The 17,677-nt window shown below is 48.7% G+C and carries 17 protein-coding genes; 2 read left to right on the forward strand and 15 right to left on the reverse strand.

All coding sequences use genetic code 11. The features are described from left to right. Positions 1-14: 14 nt before the first annotated feature. The 8 genes from NKT06_RS24945 to NKT06_RS24980 form a co-directional block, all read right to left on the reverse strand. Complete coding sequence (locus NKT06_RS24945) at positions 15-875, reverse strand: STM4011 family radical SAM protein (RefSeq protein WP_253440357.1); 861 nt, start codon at positions 873-875, stop codon at positions 15-17. Further along, positions 872-2,263, reverse strand: coding sequence for an STM4012 family radical SAM protein (locus tag NKT06_RS24950; protein ID WP_483311596.1), 1,392 nt, complete (start codon positions 2,261-2,263; stop codon positions 872-874). Before NKT06_RS24950 ends, NKT06_RS24945 begins: the two co-directional genes overlap by 4 nt. A gap of 64 nt (positions 2,264-2,327) precedes the next feature. Further along, a complete protein-coding gene (locus NKT06_RS24955) occupies positions 2,328-3,113 on the reverse strand; it encodes an STM4013/SEN3800 family hydrolase (RefSeq protein ID WP_253440360.1) in 786 nt (261 codons plus the stop codon). Continuing rightward, the gene (locus NKT06_RS24960; protein WP_253440364.1) at positions 3,106-4,371 is read right to left on the reverse strand and encodes an STM4014 family protein; all 1,266 of its coding nucleotides are present in this window, start codon (positions 4,369-4,371) and stop codon (positions 3,106-3,108) included. Before NKT06_RS24960 ends, NKT06_RS24955 begins: the two co-directional genes overlap by 8 nt. Positions 4,372-4,374: 3 nt before the next feature. Beyond that, positions 4,375-5,217: an STM4015 family protein gene (locus tag NKT06_RS24965; RefSeq protein ID WP_253440366.1), complete on the reverse strand. Its 843-nt coding sequence runs from the start codon at positions 5,215-5,217 to the stop codon at positions 4,375-4,377. A gap of 353 nt (positions 5,218-5,570) precedes the next feature. Then, positions 5,571-6,194 carry an XTP/dITP diphosphatase gene (locus tag NKT06_RS24970; RefSeq protein WP_253440369.1) on the reverse strand — a complete coding sequence of 208 codons (624 nt, stop codon included), beginning with the start codon at positions 6,192-6,194 and terminating at the stop codon, positions 5,571-5,573. Between the two features lies 1 nt (position 6,195). Continuing rightward, a complete protein-coding gene (gene rph / locus NKT06_RS24975) occupies positions 6,196-6,951 on the reverse strand; it encodes a ribonuclease PH (RefSeq protein ID WP_253440370.1) in 756 nt (251 codons plus the stop codon). 300 nt (positions 6,952-7,251) lie between these two features. Further along, positions 7,252-8,307 (reverse strand): GerMN domain-containing protein, encoded by a 1,056-nt coding sequence (locus tag NKT06_RS24980; protein WP_253440373.1) that lies wholly within the window; start codon positions 8,305-8,307, stop codon positions 7,252-7,254. Between the two features lie 187 nt (positions 8,308-8,494). Here NKT06_RS24980 and NKT06_RS24985 point away from each other — a divergent pair, with 187 nt between their 5' ends. Beyond that, positions 8,495-9,061, forward strand: a complete 567-nt coding sequence (locus tag NKT06_RS24985; RefSeq protein ID WP_253440376.1) for a phosphatidylglycerophosphatase A family protein — start codon at positions 8,495-8,497, stop codon at positions 9,059-9,061. A gap of 160 nt (positions 9,062-9,221) precedes the next feature. Here the strand turns inward: NKT06_RS24985 and NKT06_RS24990 are convergent, their stop codons facing one another. The 5 genes from NKT06_RS24990 to NKT06_RS25010 form a co-directional block, all read right to left on the reverse strand. Beyond that, positions 9,222-9,875, reverse strand: coding sequence for a ferric reductase-like transmembrane domain-containing protein (locus NKT06_RS24990; RefSeq protein ID WP_253440380.1), 654 nt, complete (start codon positions 9,873-9,875; stop codon positions 9,222-9,224). Positions 9,876-9,912: 37 nt separating this feature from the next. Then, positions 9,913-10,956: an FAD:protein FMN transferase gene (locus NKT06_RS24995; protein WP_253440383.1), complete on the reverse strand. Its 1,044-nt coding sequence runs from the start codon at positions 10,954-10,956 to the stop codon at positions 9,913-9,915. Further along, a complete protein-coding gene (locus NKT06_RS25000; protein ID WP_253440386.1) occupies positions 10,953-11,354 on the reverse strand; it encodes a hypothetical protein in 402 nt (133 codons plus the stop codon). Before NKT06_RS25000 ends, NKT06_RS24995 begins: the two co-directional genes overlap by 4 nt. 198 nt (positions 11,355-11,552) lie before the next feature. Next, the gene (locus NKT06_RS25005; RefSeq protein ID WP_253440389.1) at positions 11,553-12,536 is read right to left on the reverse strand and encodes an MBL fold metallo-hydrolase; all 984 of its coding nucleotides are present in this window, start codon (positions 12,534-12,536) and stop codon (positions 11,553-11,555) included. A gap of 27 nt (positions 12,537-12,563) precedes the next feature. Further along, entirely contained in the window at positions 12,564-13,307 is a 744-nt protein-coding gene (locus NKT06_RS25010; protein ID WP_253440391.1) for a class I SAM-dependent methyltransferase, read from the reverse strand. Positions 13,308-13,546: 239 nt separating this feature from the next. On the opposite strand from NKT06_RS25010, the gene NKT06_RS25015 reads away from it, so the two are divergent. Continuing rightward, the gene (locus tag NKT06_RS25015; protein WP_253440394.1) at positions 13,547-14,422 is read left to right on the forward strand and encodes a DUF72 domain-containing protein; all 876 of its coding nucleotides are present in this window, start codon (positions 13,547-13,549) and stop codon (positions 14,420-14,422) included. 190 nt (positions 14,423-14,612) lie between these two features. Here the strand turns inward: NKT06_RS25015 and NKT06_RS25020 are convergent, their stop codons facing one another. Together NKT06_RS25020 and NKT06_RS25025 are read right to left on the reverse strand one after the other, a co-directional pair. Then, entirely contained in the window at positions 14,613-16,790 is a 2,178-nt protein-coding gene (locus tag NKT06_RS25020) for a glycoside hydrolase family 88/105 protein (RefSeq protein ID WP_253440397.1), read from the reverse strand. A gap of 57 nt (positions 16,791-16,847) precedes the next feature. Then, positions 16,848-17,669, reverse strand: a complete 822-nt coding sequence (locus NKT06_RS25025) for a polysaccharide deacetylase family protein (RefSeq protein WP_253440400.1) — start codon at positions 17,667-17,669, stop codon at positions 16,848-16,850. Between the last annotated feature and the right edge of the window lie 8 nt (positions 17,670-17,677).

Genomic DNA, 17,677 nt, shown 5'->3' on the forward strand with positions numbered 1-17,677 from the left:
ATATGAAATTCGGATCAAGGAATCAGGACCGGATTACGCTCCAGCAGCCCACTACCAAATGTTTCTCTGAAGGGCGAGTCCTCCATATGAATATAGCCGATGTAACAGCCACATTTTTTCATGCGACAAGGCCGATCCGCGGCCAAAGCTTGCAGACCATCGCGATACAGATGCCCAATGATCCGGCGATCCTTGTAACACCGCTTCACATGCCCTGACCCTTGTACATAAAATACTTCCGAACCCGCAGCACATCGTTTACCAAAGCTCTCGTAATCCTGCAAATTGCCCTCAAAAAGTGGATCAAGCCCGCGTAAAAACTGAATCTCTTCTGGCGTGTAATACTTGGGCCGATCCTTGAAGGCATTAACCCACATATACACATCATCCGGCAACGCTTGTCTCATGGACTCAATGGCGGAGAAAGCACTACGAAGTCCTACAGTACCGACACTAAAAGCAAGCCCCATCTGACGCAGGGTCAGACATTGTTTTACAAAAGAAGCCGCTTTTGTCTCACGAGGATGATACGTCGCCCAAAAAGCTGCTTTATTCGCATCCAACTCCTTCGCCCAATCCAGCTTGACGGACAGGTTGGTTTGGATCGCAACTTTATCCACATGCGGCATATGTGACAGCTCAACCATAGCTTCCCGATACCAGCGTCGTACCAACGCTTCACCATAAGGATTGAAGAAAATGGAGAAGCGGTGACCTTCGTCTTCCTGCGCCTTAACCCAATTCACAAATTGACGCAATTGTTGTTCATCCACTTCCAGCGTCTCTTTGGAATCGACGGTTTTGCTAAAAGGGCAGTATGGACAGTCGTAATTGCAGGAAGACAACTTGCCGCGATAATATAACGTCGCTCTCATGAGAAAACAAACCCTTCCATCTGTTCACGAATTTCGGCGGATATAAGCCAATCTCCAATTGCATCGGAGTAACCCAGTCCTTCTTCTGTCAGACGTAATACGCGTTCGCCTTCCTCCAGTTCAACCTGTCCCATATCTTCCGTAAACAACTCGCTAAGCCAAGGATAATCGGACATCACATCGGTACCGAAGCGCTGTTGGTAGTCAGACAACGTCAATCCCTCCCGATGCAGCAAGGCTTTCAGTATAAAGCGACGTCTCTGTTCCTCACGGCTTAACACGATACCATAATCGGCCACATCGTAGCGCTTAGTCGACACATAATCGGCAATGATACTCTGTGTGGCCTTGTAACTCACGCCGTACTTGGATGCATAGTGTACTTCACTCGTATAAGAGCGTGCGCCGCATCCCAGACCAACCATCCCCTCCTCCTGACAGCTATAAGGCAGAAGCACTTTGGAGGACGACTGTTCCTTGGCAAATCTGCGCATTGAATATTGCACATAACCTTTGCTTTTCAATATCTCACGTGCAGCTATATACAGCTCCATCCGAATATCAGGTCCCTGACGGCGGATATCATCAGGCTTCACGATTGTATTTTCCCGTGTATACAAGGGATAGATAAAGATTTCGCCCGGTTCGTAGGCCAGCACTCTTTCCAATGAATAGATCCACGATTCCACCGTCTGTCCTGGCAGACCATAGATCAGATCCAGATTTAACAATGGGAAATCATACCGAGTAAGCTTCTCAAGCGCTCGTTCGACCTCCTGCGGTTTTTGTGGACGATAGATGGCAGATGCTTCAGCTTCAATGAAACTCTGGATACCCATACTAATACGATCCACACTTCGCTCTTTCATAATGGCCAGCTTGGCGTCCGTAACGGTATCCGGCGACGTTTCCACCGAAATCGATGCTTGCATAGGGTCCAGCCCCATCACATGTTCAGCAATATCAAAAAGACGATTCAACTGAACCTCATTTAATAATGTAGGCGTTCCTCCACCAATCGCGAACCGGGAATACGGTCTTCGAGATGTAATGGGTGCCCACTGCTTCGCCTGACGTTCCAGCGCATCTACATAACGTTCATGCGTATCATCCCGTCGATCCGGCAGGGTGAACAGATTACAGAATCCGCAACGAGCAGCGCAAAAGGGAATGTGCATATATAAAAAATACGTATCGGTATTTTCTCGTTCCCACATTGGCCCCAGCGGCAGTGGTGGGTCAAGCTCACGATATGCGGTCTTGTGCGGGTATGAGTACAGATACGAACGATAAGGAAATGCGAGTACTTCACGCAGACCTGTAATTGTTGTATTGGATCCGGACTGATCGGAAAGGCCTGTTGTCATGGGTTGTGAATGATTGTCCATCGGTCTCCTCCTGTCTCCGGTTGTTATCATCATCATAAGATTAATACGTTAAGAGCAATACGTTCTATACTAAAAATTCACGGTATGGCACCGTCCAGACGACATCATGTGCAAGCCGGTGTCCTTGATAACCGTCTTCACCGTAAGCTGTACCATGATCGGAAAAAGCTAAACAAAAGGCAGGCCGGGAACGTTGCCTCATCGCCTCAAACAATGGCCCAAGAGCTTCATCTACGTAACGAAGTGCAGCTCGCTGGGTCTCCACCGAGTCCTCCTTGGCTCCTTCTACAAAGTACTTATTGGGACCATGAATAGCAGACACGTTCAAAAACATAAATATCTTTTCATCCGGCGGTATCTGTTCCAACAGCTTTAATGCATGCTGCACCTGATGTTCTGTCGATTTGGGGTTGGTTACCCCAAAGTTCATTCGCCAGTAGCTCTGCTGGAAATAGCCGGGCAATACTTTCGCAAGCGGGTTTTTTTTTGTAAAAAAAATGACGCCACCAATACAGATGGTACGGTAACCTTCAGCTGCGAACCCGGATACGATATCCGGTGTATCAAACAGCCAGGTATGCGGATGTGTCTTGAGTCCGGTATTCCGGGAATGGAATAATCTTACATGAGATGCCTTATCCGTATTGGCAGGTGTCGGCATAAAACCACCAAAAAAAGCATGGTGCGCCGCATATGTAAAACTGCCCGGGGTATGACGCTTCTCCCACGGACCCGAACCACATAGATTAGGACAATTCTCCTCTTCCAGCTTGGCTACGTCATATCGTAACGTATCCAGTGTAATCATTAACAGATCATGGGAGCCCACAATGGTGTTCATATCAGGCATGTTGAATAGGCTCCTTTCGTAAAAGTTCCATTTCCCACTCATAGGTTCCTAGGCCATGATGCATAACCCTGTATAACAGATCTCCAAACGGATTCACATCCAGTACATAGGCACGCGGATTCGAATCACTTGTAAGCATCACATCAATCCCGGCTGACCACGAGTTGGGAAAAGCAGACATGGCTGCCTGCGCTGCCGTCCGAACCAGCGACATCCGCTGTTCATCCAGACCAGCTTCAGCAGGCAACATACGTTCATTGCGCAGATGCAGATTGGTTATAGGGGTACGACTTAGTCGCATAATCGCATGGCCTGCCTGTCCACCCGCAACCAGTTGGCGAATATCATAGGCCCGCTGATCAAACGTGGCTTTGGGCATCCACCGTTCAATCTGTGCACCTTCTGCACATAACCAGTTCATCAACGCAGCAACCTCGTCACTACGGGTATACTTGCGTAAACGTCCTTCATTATAGAAAATCATCTTCCCCTGCGCCTGTTCCATTCCCATCGTCGTTACGGCGATTTCGTCACCTGTACGTGGGTTAATCTGATATGCGACAACGCCTGAGGCTCCGGAGCCGCACGCAAGCTTCACAAATACACGGTTCATACCCGCAGATTGCATCGCTGTACGCAAGTCAGTGTACCTTCGGATCGGCTGTGAAGACTGGAGCGTAGGAGGTACATGCACCCCATGAGAAGATAGATGCTGCTGACATGTTCTCTTGTCAAACATCAATTGAATGTCAGCAGGATCATTCATGAATCGAACTTCAGGCCATATTTCCCGAGTCTCACGGCCGATTCGATCTAGACATGCTTTCCAGCCGCGGAACCACTGAGCAGGGGCATAGATTCTTCCCCACTCCTGTTCCAGCGCAAGTACCTGCTCCGCTGAGAATGCCTCTGCTCCCATTTCATCTGTTAAGCATGACGTATCGTTCATAACTCCAAGGAATAACAATTCACGCTCTACTTCCCAATCCTCACCAGGAGCATCAATCCGAACGAGGGGCACAGGCAGATTGGAATCTACTATATCAACGATCGTTCGCCCCTGTCTCCAGTTCTGGAGCAATTGGGCATAAGGCAATACAACGGCAGGTTTCATCCCTAATCTATGCCTGGCCTCTTGCATCCCTTGCGTTCGCCGATTATGGGGATTTCCGATCAATAATAATGGCTGCTCCAGATCCAGATCAGGGACATCATCTGATTGATGCAGACTTTCAACTATTTTCGTAAAACCTGACATCCTCTACTCCGTTAACGACGGGTAACGCCAGTCATCCTCATCACTTTGTTGCTGGTCGCTAACATCTACGGATATATCCGATTGGTTCCAGCGACGGATCATTTCATCGGTCATGTAATGGTAACTTAGATCGAGATGTTTCAGCTGCTTGATCTTGTCACTGGCAAGTAAGGCCTCTGCCCCTTCATCGGACAACGTTCCTTGCGATAGATCCAGTACTTCAAGTTGATCCAGAATAGGTGCTTCCGCTGCTGCTTTCGCAATCTCATCCTGAATTTCACTGTCTTTCAGCCCCAAGTAAATCAGCTTTGGAAATAATCCTTTTTCTAACAAAGGCAGTACATCTTCAAGTGATCCATCGAAGCCATAATTATCGACGCCCAGATATAATTCCAGTTTACGCAATTCAGGCAATTTGGCATGGGTGATCGAAGATAACACTTCTTTTGGGAGACCGCCACAGATAATAATCAATTCTTCAAGCTTGGCATGCTGGAGCGGTTCCAGACTAAGGCCGCTACTGCCTTTGATCGAGAATGATGTTAATTCTGGAAAGGCACCCAATAAGGGAGTAAGATTCGTCTGAATAATCCACGACACTTCACATTCTTCGAATCCCATATCCCCGATGAACAGTTTCTTCAATGACGGAAAGCTTGAAGCCGACTCGATGAGTGTGCTCATGAACTCTTGAGGTGAGCTCTCATAAGCCTGTCCCCAATCTCCGATGACCAGACTTTCCAGTGAGCCGGCCTCAGGTTTAGCGGCCAAATCCTTAATTAATTTTTCCATACGAATGCCGTCCTCATAATCATCGTAGGATACAACAAGCTTCACTTCTTGCATGGGCAATTCCCTCCGTTTTAGGTTCATATATGATTCGTTATTTTGAATGTTAACCCATACCACACACAGCTTGCAACTTCTTCCAACTCCAGTCCCAATGGGATTCCCAATCATGCAACGTGAAGCATTTCTTATGTAGGTACAGGAACATACGTTCTGTAATAAAGTCTCGGAAATAGCCCCCATCATTAGGTATATCGAAGGAGCTTACCTAACCCCATTTGACAACTTCAATTCATACAAAAAAAGCGTTAATGGCTAGGGAATCATTCCATCGGAATGCTCCAGTCCTTCCATTAACGCTTTGATTGTTCACATATCATTAAAATAAAGCAAGATGTTTCCGCTTAGTCTCAGCCTTCAAGTCTGGATACGAGCGCTCTCAACGCATGACCACGATGGCTAATCGCCTGTTTTTGCTCGAGCGTAAGCTCTGCCATCGTCATCTCGTATTCAGGTACATAGAAGAGTGGGTCATATCCAAAACCACCAGCACCTGCAGCTTGAGCCGTAATCCAGCCTTCCGCAGTGCCTTCTGCTTCATACTTGTCTCCGGTTGTCGGATCGTACAGTACCAACGCACAGACGAATCGAGCGGGACTGAGGAGCGGCTGCTCCGTGTCCTCACCGGATTTCAACGATTCCAGCGTCTCCAGCAACTTCGCATTATTCTGTGCATCCGTTGCTCCTTCGCCTGCATATCTCGCTGAATATACTCCCGGCTCGCCGTCCAACAGATCTACGCAAAGTCCTGAATCGTCTGCCAGAACGGGCAAACCAAGCGCATCACCAACCGCTTTGGCTTTCTTCCAGGCATTCTCCGCAAACGTTACACCGTCTTCCACCACATCCGGCAACTCCGGATAGTCAAACATGCTCTTAACCTCTTTGCCAAGCGGTGCGAAAGCATGAGCGAATTCACGGACTTTACCCGCATTGCGGGTTGCAACAATGAGGATTGGGCTGTCCAAACTCATCTTAAGCTTCCCCTAATCCACGTGCGCCAATCTTGAGCGCAATCGGTCCAAGCACTTCTTTTTGACGCTCGATCATTTCCAGAATTCCCTGCTCGCCCAGTTCCAACATCGCGTTCAGCTCACGGCGATCAAATGGTGCTTCCTCGCCTGTTCCCTGAAGCTCGACGTATTTACCGCCGCCTGTCATCACCAGGTTCATATCCACCTTGGCTTTGGAATCTTCATCATAGTTCAGATCCAGTACAGGCTGTTCACCCACAACACCCACACTTACTGCGGCAATGAAATCCGTAATCGGGAATACTTGCAGTTTGTGCTGTTGGGAAATTTTGTTCACAGCAAGCGCCAGCGCTACAAACGCACCGGTAATGGACGTTGTGCGTGTGCCTCCGTCAGCTTGAATAACATCACAGTCCAGCGTAATCGTACGCTCACCAAGCGCCTGCAAATTGACCACCGAGCGAAGAGCCCGACCAATCAGACGCTGGATTTCCATGGTGCGTCCAGTTAATTTCCCGCGATTGGCTTCACGTTGGTTCCGCGTATGTGTTGCACGTGGCAGCATGGAATATTCAGCCGTTACCCAGCCTTTCCCTTGCCCTTTCATAAAGGGAGGAACACGTTCCTCCACTGTAGCTGTACAGATCACCTTTGTATCTCCAACTTCAATCAGTACAGAGCCCTCGGCGTATTTATTCGTGTTCACTGTTAAATTCAGCGGGCGCAGCTGTTCGCTGTTTCGTCCGTTTGATCTCATATTTTCTGCCTCCTACGACTTAAGCATCCTGTAATGTTGAACTTATTCACACTTTTAGAGATTGTTCAAAAAGCTCGCTTTTGATTACGAAAAATGCCTTAAGGCATCATCAGCATCGAATATGGAATTCAGCCGAAATGTCCGTTGCTCACGTAGTTTGCCTACGCTCCGCTACTCCATTTCGGCTTCATCCCATCTTCTCGGTACTGAAAACCGATCTTTTTGAACACGTATTTTTACGAATCCCTTATATTTTACCAAAGAGTTCGGTTAAAAGCATCCTTAAGCATTCCTTGCTCATTAAATCGGAATTTCGTTGATATATTCAGGCTTGGAAACCGGCGCACTGTAATCCCGGTTATCATCGCCCATGACCGTTTTTTGGCCATTCCATTCGATCTGCACTTTGGCATCCTTGCTGGCTGTATTCTCCGCAGTCGTTAATACGACAGACTGTAACAGCTCGCTTGGCACGATATCCCCTTCGGCAAACATGTCATCTTTCAAGGCAACCGTGACCGTGCCATCCTCTGCCGTTTTGACCGATTGCAGCTCTGTTCCGCCTGTCATGACTTCTTCCAGTTCGCCGCCTTTGTCAGGTCCCTTGATCAGCTCATTCAATGCTGCCTGCACCCGATCTTCGCCAGGGGTAACGAGACGTGTAACTGGAACATAATATTGGATGCCTGCTGGTGAAGCTGCTGAGAAATAGACCGTGACCGGACTGCTGTTTGCCACCAATGTATCACCCAGATCCAGATTGATTCCCACAGCCCGGTTCAGCGGTTCAGGCAACGGCGTGCTGTTTACCGGCATTTGTGTTAACTTTTTGCCATCCACCCAGATCTGCACATTCTCCACATCAGGTGTTCCCGTCAATGTCCACGTGACAGCTTCTAGCATTTTCCGTTCTTCCTTCGCATCATACTTGGCAAAATTACCCGAGAACTCAACGACCGCCAGCTTGTCATCCGCGTGAATCGTTACATTCTGTACAACCGTCCCCTGCGGGAGAACGCCCTGGAATCCTTCTGGCAGCATACCCGCGTAGGCCCCGCCTGTGACAAGTGTATCCAGTGCTGTCTTTGGACTGCTGGCATCTGTTCCAGAAGGAAGTGTCAGGGATACCGGAGCGAGCAGCCCCTGCTGGTCTTGAAGATATACCGTTGTTAACGGGAGCGTTGCGAGTGCCCCATTCCCTTCGGCTGCCTGAATCATGGCTGCTTCCTGAATGGGCGGTGGTGGATCAACAGCTTCGGAAGACTGTGCTCCAAACATGCCACAACCTGACAACACCATAGGAATGCTCAGCAGCGCAGCTGCCGATACCGTACGCAAAGATTGGATCTTTCTCATGATCACGTTCCCCCTCATCATTTTTACAGTTTGTACTACCATGTATACGAGCCTTTGTCCAAAAAATAACTAAAAGATAATCGCTTCGCTGAAAACTTATATATTATCTTTAAGAAACGTAAAACCGGTTAATACGTATTAGGAAGCAAGAGTAGGGACATTGCTAACTTCAGAGGAGGAATCGCCCATGGAACATCCTGAGCAAGAAAAAATCCCTTACAGCCTGAATAGCCGCAAGGTCGCGGAGGCAACAAGGGAATGGCTGCATAAGCGGGGCGTCACGATCCCTGAGATCGCAGAACTGGTCATGTTATTGCAAAAAAAATATTACCCAGGTCTTACGATGGAAGAATGTATCGAAAATGTGGAGATGGTTCTCCGCAAACGTGAGGTACAGAACGCTGTCCTGACCGGGATTCAGCTTGATATTCTGGCAGAACAGGGTCAGCTCATATCTCCTTTGCAGGAGATGATTGAGAACGATGAAGGACTATATGGTGTGGATGAGATTTTGGCATTCTCCATCGTCAATGTATATGGCAGCATCGGATTTACGAATTATGGTTATGTGGACAAGCTGAAACCAGGGGTGCTCGAACGACTGAATGACAAGAGCCTGGGCCCAGTCCACACCTTCTTCGATGATATTGTCGGTGCGATTGCATCGGCAGCGAGCAGTCGGATCGCCCATCGCAAACAATCCGAGCTTGAAGAAGCACTGGGAGAAAAACCGGTCAGCGATGACAAGGTCTAACACGTAACTCGTTTCATATCTGAAATCATGTGGAAGATTGGACATGTGTGTGGATGCTTAGTGAAATAACTGTTTGAGGAAATAACTGTTCATGGAAAAAGCGGCCTGATGGCCGCTTTTTTTTCATGTGTACCATTATGATTGGATGATCCACATATTATTATTTCAGATGTTTAGGTTGTACCGTTCCCGCCAGACCATAACCTTCAACCCACTTCTGCTCGGCTGCTGGCTCAGATGGTGTCCATTTCGGTCCAATCGTGATTTCCGGGCCTTTGCGCTCTCGCAACATGCCACGCAGCACGGTGATTCCGATTATGCTGAGTCCCGTAAATACATACATCATCCGCAAGATGATATTACCAGCATCTGATCCTGTTACCATGCCGTGAACCAGCAGACCAATGAACACCGGATAGGACAGCATATGGAACAAGAACCACCATTTGCGGCCCAACTTGCTCCGCAGGTCACTGGATAACAGGACAATCACTAATCCGTAGAAGGATAACGTTCCCAGACCACTGCCAATCGGATGCACCGAGGCGGTAAAAGGAATCAGAAGTGCTCCCCAGGTAAATGGGCTGTAATGATCAATATATAACGTTAATGCGTGCACAAGTCCAAGTCCGAAGGCGAGCCAAGTCGTTCGGGTATGCCATTTGAACATGACTGCTTTTGGTTTGCCTTTGGCCATAGGCATCCCTTGCGCAATACCCAGAAACACACCGGCAAAGAGCAGCACATAAGCAGCAATCCCACTAATTCGAATGATATTCCACGTCGGCAGGTAATTTACAATCCATTGTGCCATAACCGGCTCCCCCATATCTGTTAGACTTGTCCCCCGTTTAAATCAGACTGAAGCGATGATCCGGATCAAAACCGGGCCAGTGCTCAGCGAGCGTATCCGTATTGCCTCTAAAATAAGTGCTTCCATCCTGTGTTATCCACAGGACGTCATGCCGATCATAGTGTCGGTTTAACCAACTCACTGCCTCGGCACTCCCCATAATGCAGACCGTCTTGGCAATAATCTCGCATTGCGATGCATGCTGTCCCAAAACGGTACACTGCAGCACATCCGTATCCGCCGGTTCCATCGTCCGAGGATCAATGAGATGATGCGCAAGGCTTCCGTCTGAATTATGCCATTGTCTATGTGAAATACCCGAAGTGGCCACAGCTCCTCGCTGTAAACGAACCGTACCTGACACATCCCCCTGGCCTTGCAAAGGATCTGCTACTTTCAAGGTCCACTGGGGATAGTCCGGTGTACCCCATACCTGAATATCTCCACCCGCGTTAATTAAACCCGCCGGGATATGCAATGTTCGCTGCAACCAGTCCGCAATGCGCTCCACCGCCCATCCCTTAACGATCCCTCCCAGATCCAACTCAGCTCCAGGGTCCAGATGAACCATCCGGCTACCTTCCCGCTGAATCCATCCCGGACGACTGTGGTCATGACGATCCTCAATCATTCCTGAGCTTTCAGGTGTTCTCGTTCGCAAAATGCGTTGAAGCAGCGGACGTAGCGGTTGTCGTTGTTGCACCTTCTCGAAGCTTATATCATATCCCGAAGCCTGAAGAGCCTGCGAGATACCCGGTTGGAAAATCCCTTCAGTCAGTCCAATATATCCATAGGCCAGACTCAGCACTTCATCCATCGCAGCGGAGATGGGTATCCATCCGGTTGCATGATTCAGACGATTCAGTTCACTGTCTGCCACAAATCGGCTAAAGCGCTGCTCTTGCGTCTCAAACCAATTCTTCACCAAGGTTGCTGCATGTTCAGCTTCTTCCTGCCCAGCGGACAGCTGCACTTCAACATCCGTGTTCATTGCACGGAATTGGAACCGGAGCGGACGAGCGACTTGCTCTGTGCGGCTCATGATGCACCTGTACGTGACTGATAGTTGCCACTGCTGTATCCGGAGTCTTGCCCGAAACGCTGAGAATCTGAATAACTTCCTCTGTTACTCATGCTCTGATCTGGCCGATCTGCTTGTGTGCTATCGGATGTTCCATTATATTGACTATCATCATTATCATTGTCCTGCGTATTCCAGTTGTTGCTGTCCGTTGTACTGTTGATCCATTCATCCATCACATCATCCTGCGTATCCACATGGCTTGAAGCAGTAACGCTTGTGTCTGTACCATTCGCTGCTGCGTAGGCTACATCAAAGGCATCCGAAGTTCTTACATATTGAAAGAGTGCAGCCACAGTCAACGTTGCTGCCGCTGAAGCTTGCCATTTTCTCCATTGATTTCGTTTTTTTCTGGTCATCGTTCTTCCCTGCTTTCTTTAGGGTGTGTCTCAAGACACCCCTAGCGAAGTTCATAGTTGTATGATAGACGCGCTGGCTTAAAAATAGATGAATGAACCGTTAAGACAGGCTAAAAAGACCCCGAACAGGTGAGTTTCCTGTCCCGAGTCTCTATATAAGATCGCATTATCATTTCATATCGATATCAATTATTCCATTTAGATCCGAAAATAAAACGTTCCATCCGGTTGCTGCTCTTGCTTCACTACTTCGCGTCGAATTAACTCCTGCAAATGAGCCAACGTCTCACTCATGGCAAACCTTAGTTGATGGGTACCAAGACGATTGCCAAACATGTGTACACAGATGTCATACGCATGCGCTGGTGACTCCTGCATTCGATCCGCCAGCTTCTGAAGTCGTTCTTCATGGTGTGCGAGCAGTTGGACGGTCCGTTCGTTGAATGTGGAAAACGGATTCCGATGTCCGGGATACGCCTGCTTGATGTTCAGCTCACCAAGACGTTGCAATCCTTCCATATAAGACAATAATGGCTGAGGGTCACTGCCGGGTTGCAGACTGATATTCGGTGAAATCTGTGGCAAAACTGCATCTCCGCACAGAATCTCCATGGACTCCGGCGCATAAAAGGATAAATGGCCTGGGGCATGTCCACCCGTCTCCACAGCAATCCAACGTCTCCCGCCCATATCAAGCCACTCGCCATCTTCAACGGGTATCACATTCGGAAGTGGCGTGATCTGCGAAGTAAATGTCTTCATATGTTCATATATCTGCTCAGTCTTGTCTTCAGGCATACCATGACGACCATAATAATCAGGTAATATTGTATTAATGTGCGAATCAGGTCCCCACATATAATCGGCCTCTTGGCGGGAGCGTGTGGACATTCGAACGGGTGCCCCCGTCATCTGTTGCATCCAACCCGACAACCCAAGATGATCCGGGTGATGGTGGGTCAGTACAATTTGACGAATATCGCCAAAGGTCAAACCGAGATCTGCCAGCGCTTCACTCCACTCCTGTTCTGTTTCCGAATTACGCGGTCCCGGATCTATAATGGTTATCTTTCCATCCGGTTCTGATAACACATAGCTATTCACCCATCGCAAGGGAAACGACATGCTGATCTTGACCCGGTATATGCCCTCTGTCATGGACATCTCTTCTGTTCGCTTCATGTTATCCCCCTTCCTGACGATCTCTGTTCACTCCACAGGACGACGACCAACAAAAATCATGCGTGGAGAAGTCTGCTCGTCATATTTCTCTTCATCATAGCCGCCGTGAACCTGATCTACCCGGAGCCCGGCTGCACTTAACAGCTGACTCAGTTGATCCCGTGTGTACAACTTTACACGCTCCTGATATACCCGCGGTTCATGTCCGGATTTGGTATCGGTAATACGAATTTCCTTTTGCACAAATCCATCTTCAATCTTACGGAATTCCTCAATTCGCTGCCCTTCATCCTCTCGGACGGAGTGCGGCACCAGATGACGAGTCACATAAGCCGTATTCATAAAATCAATAATATAGCTGCCACCCGGCCGAAGCATACGATGAATGGCTCGTAATACTTTCAGTTGTTCTCCGTCCTCCAGGAAATAACCAAACGATGTGAACAGATTAACTACGGCGTCAAAACCACCTTTCAGCGGCAGTTCACGCATATCCGCATGACACCAAGATACTCGGTGTTCGGTGTCTGTTAGGCGCGCTTCGCGTAAAAGCACATCGGACAGATCAACTCCGGTTACTCGCAATCCTGCATCAGCAAGTGCCAGGGAGTGTCGCCCCATACCGCAGCATAGATCCAATACTTCAGCATTAGGCTTAAGCTTCAACCAATTGATCATTTTATGTACTTCATGATAGGCACCCTGTACATCCCGGTGCTTGTATACGAGAAGATAATCTTCTCCAAAACTCTTTTCATACCATTCCGTCATTCAATCTCGCCCTCCACCTGGTCCTCGGCCCTCTATCTGTAGTGCGCTTTGTACAGGCCTGGTCATTTCCCCTAGCTTTAATGTATTGTAACGTCTTTATTCTGCAAACTCAAAAAAATCCCGGTACATTGCCTACATTGAAGAGCCAAAATGTACACGATATAATATTAATCATACGCATACCCCTGCGAATCGGGTAATTATAAGAGGTTGTTCAAAAAGCAACAGGAGGTGTTCTTATGATTCACATCGGACTTACCGGATGGGGGGATCAGGAAGATCTCTATCCGAACCGTACGAAAGCCAAAGACAAGCTCAGTCTATACGGACAATATTTCTCCACCGTGGAGGTGGATAGTTCCTTCTACGCCGTACAGCCGCGGGATCGCATGGCACGATGGGCTGCTGAGACGCCTGAATCCTTTGCTTTTATCATCAAAGCCTATCAGGGGATGACCGGACATCTGCGAGGCAAACCCTACTTCACCAGTACGTCGGAGATGTATAAAGCTTTCCGGGAATCACTGGAACCCGTTATAGAAGCAGGCAAAATGCAGGCAGCCTTATTTCAATATCCGCCCTGGTTCGAATGCAATAAGGAAAACGTGAAAGAGCTTCGTGAAGTGAAACTTCGAATGGAGGGTATTCCGTGCGCCCTCGAATTCCGCCATCGCAGCTGGTACGAAGATGGCATGCGTGAGCGAACGCTTGCGTTCATGAAGGAGCAAGGCTGGATTCACAGCGTTTGTGATGAACCTCAGGCGGGTTTAGGTTCCATTCCCATCGTGCCCCAGGCCACGGATTCGGACATGACACTGGTTCGCATGCATGGGCGCAATGTCTCCGGCTGGCATCAGGATGGTGCACCCAATTGGCGCGAGACCCGTTATCTGTACCGTTACAACAAGGAAGAGCTGTTGGAGTGGAAAGGGTATCTGGAGCAATTGCAGGAGCAGAGCAAGGACGTCTATGTTATTTTCAATAACAACTCCGGTGGCGATGCAGCGGCAAATGCCCAGATGATGATGGATCTGCTGGACCTGCGGGTGAAGCCTTTTCCTGATCGTACTGAACCGGAGAAGGAAGAAGGACCGGAGCAACTAGAGCTATTTTAATGCGTGCTAAAAACGGAGTTATTCATATTATTGGGTGAAGGTAAGTGTATTTATATATTGCTATTATGCAGATCAGATTCGGGATTGGAATAAAACTAAAAGCGGCAAGCCTGAGGGCTTTGCCGCTTTCTTTAGCTGGTTATCTACCTATAGAAGGCTATCCACATACATTCGTTTTTTGCGTCAAACATCAGCGCTGCGCGGCTGTAACCGAAGAATCGATATGCGCCTCACGGAGCTGCTGATTCATCTTATGTGCTTCAATGCCTGCCAAGAGCACAATGCCAATCCCATGGGTATCGTTCAGATTCCATCCCAGATCATCACGATAATACAAGGCAGTAAACGAGTACCCGGAACCCCGGCATACCCCATATACATTACCTTTGTAGTCAATTGACAAGCGCGTCATTCCCTCCCATCCTTTGCGTACCGCCTCCAGATAAGGCTCTGGCTGTTCCAGCCAGCCTTCGCGAATACCACGGGCATAAGCGTAAATGAACATGGATGTGCAGGAGGTTTCTTCATACGAATCTGGGCGGTTCAGCACCTGATGCCAAAGTCCATTTTCCCCTTGCAGCGCCAGATAACCTTGACTTAGATCACAATAGAAACGTAACAGTTCTGGCCTTTTCACATGATCATGTGGCAAGATCGTTAACAGTTCGGTCAATGAAAAGAGTACCCACCCGTTCCCGCGTCCCCATGGAATACCTGTTGCCCGACCACGCACAAAATCATACACATGGGACATGATCTGTTGTTCGGGAAGGTATAGGTATTTACGGAACATCAGGAATTGATTGATCGCATCATCCCAGTACGCGCTATCTCCTGTCAACTGACCATAACGCATCAGAAATGGTGTACTCATGTACAAGTCATCACACCACATCGTCTCCTGACGCATCTCCCCACTGCCACGAACCCGGTAAAAGGCACCATCCTCCAGACGTTCCTGCTCATCCGTAATGTAACCCGCAATCCGATCCGCGGTATCTCTTCCACCACGAATATCGCCCAACTCCATCGCAGCAAGCAGTGTGGACCCAAACGAACCGCAATCATCCAGACTGTCGATGGCAGAAAGTTGATTATTGATCCCTGCCGCACCGTATGCTTCCCGATCCCACAGACCATAGCGATCAAATGAAGTGCTCAGTTCAATATGTTGCCGTACATACTGAATGTAATCATCCCGTCCCAATTCCTTTCCTGTCTGGAGCAGTCCAAGCAGGGTAACACCAAGCGGATAATTCCACTTTCCGTAATGTGTGTTCTCCAGATAGGGACGCACATGCATATCGGGAAGATCTACCCGCCAATACACACCTTGTACGCCATCATCAAATACAGTGTCTGTTCGCACGATGTCTGCGTGGGATGGTTCAGCACCAGGAGCAAACACACCTGTGTACAGCCAGGGGTCAGAGCACCCCGCAACCGGATAAGGTGATTTTAGTCTCAAGCCTGTGGAACCCGAACTTTCGTCCTCTTCCAACGTGAATCCCCAGGAGCCACCTTGTGCCTGGATTTCACCTTTCACGACTAGATCCCATGAACCGTAACGGCGCGGGAGTTCAACGTGGAAGTTAGCACTGCTTCCAGCAGAGTATATTTCCGTCCCATCCACATACAGAGTCAATGCACCATCATGAGTTCCTTTTAAAATAATTGGTGTTGATCCTGGCAAGATGACATCCAGCCTCGTCCATGCATAAGCCACAGCTGGTTGTTCTGTGCCGAAGATGCGGGCTAAAGAACCCACGCTCTGCTCCTCATCTGTCCAGCTCCTGCGTGGATACCAGGTAAGACCTGTCTCTTCTTCCGCCATGCCATCACGAGGAAGAGATAATACAGGTTCATCGACGGGTTCCGAATATAACCAGCCCTCCTGTCCCTGACGATCTGTCCCAGGAGTAAGGAAGTGGAGCGGGAAATTTTTGAATGAAGCTGTTCCGTAGATACCGCCGAATCCCACTTCTGTTTTGACAAAGCGCAGCAACACATCATTCCAGCCATAGTGAACGGAAATCGGAATCTGGGTTCTTCGCTCAGGAAATAATTCCTGCAACAACTCGGACTTAAACACCTCTTCGCCGTTCACATAGATCGTCACAGGGCTATAACAGTTCAGTCCCGTATTTAACGTTGCATTCTGCTCGCTCCATAACTTGCCCCATACATACACGTACTGCCCTGCACGCGCCTCTGCACATTTCTCATTCAGATTCAGGTCGTAGCGATAATCCCCCAGCCTGCGAAAACCTCCCTGATGATAGGCTCTGAACAAAAAGGAATGTTGCGGATGATCGCCAATATAACGCTGAGCCACCGTAGTCAATATATCCGGAATTGAATCGTACACCTTGCCTGCAATCGCCTCGTTCTCATGAAAATAACGAATGATCGTCAGCTCCCTTCCTTATACCTTGATTCGTTCGCTTAGCCGCAATGTCTCCCCACCCCGCACTTCAACTACCTGCTGATCTGCCGTGAACCAAACCGGGATGGCAGACGGATTATTAATGATGGATCGATCGGCTGAACACTCCAGTCGTTGCACCGCTTTCCAATAGGCAATCACTTCGATGTTCGTGGTGTACCAGATGTCGTTCCTGCCACCAATACGCTCACCAAACTGTTCGATGATCTCCCAGTTGTCGTTATCATTGAACTCATAACTGTGGCCCCAGACGTAGAGTAACAATGGTGTACCTGTTTTGGAATATTGGATAAAACGTTCAGCATGCCCCGCCAGATCATGGTTATGATGACAGGTCGGATGCCATTCAAGCGGCCTGTCTGGCAACGTGTATCTGCCATGTGATTCAACGGTACGGGCATAATCAATGCCAAGCCACTCCAGCTTTGTACTTAACGCACGGTCGTACCCTCCGTTGGGATAAGCCATGCCTCGTACCGGATAACCGACGAGCTGCTCCAACGCTTTTCGGTCCTCGATAATCTCTTCGGTCAATAGTTCATTCGGTACATAAGGCAGCGTAGGGTGAGTAACCGTGTGAACGGCCACTTCATGACCCGCATACAGTTCAGCAACTTCCCCCGCCTCAATGCGGCCAGGATTGCCTAGCGTACCCGAGTTCAGATTAAATGTCCCCCGCAGTCCATACCGATTACAGACTTCCACCAGTCTTCGATCATGAATCACTCCATCGTCATAACTGAGCGTCAGCGCTTTCATCACACCACCTGGATAACGGTCAAACTGAATACGATGTCCCATCCCCGACT

This window comes from Paenibacillus sp. 1781tsa1, assembly GCF_024159265.1.
GTDB lineage: Bacteria > Bacillota > Bacilli > Paenibacillales > Paenibacillaceae > Paenibacillus.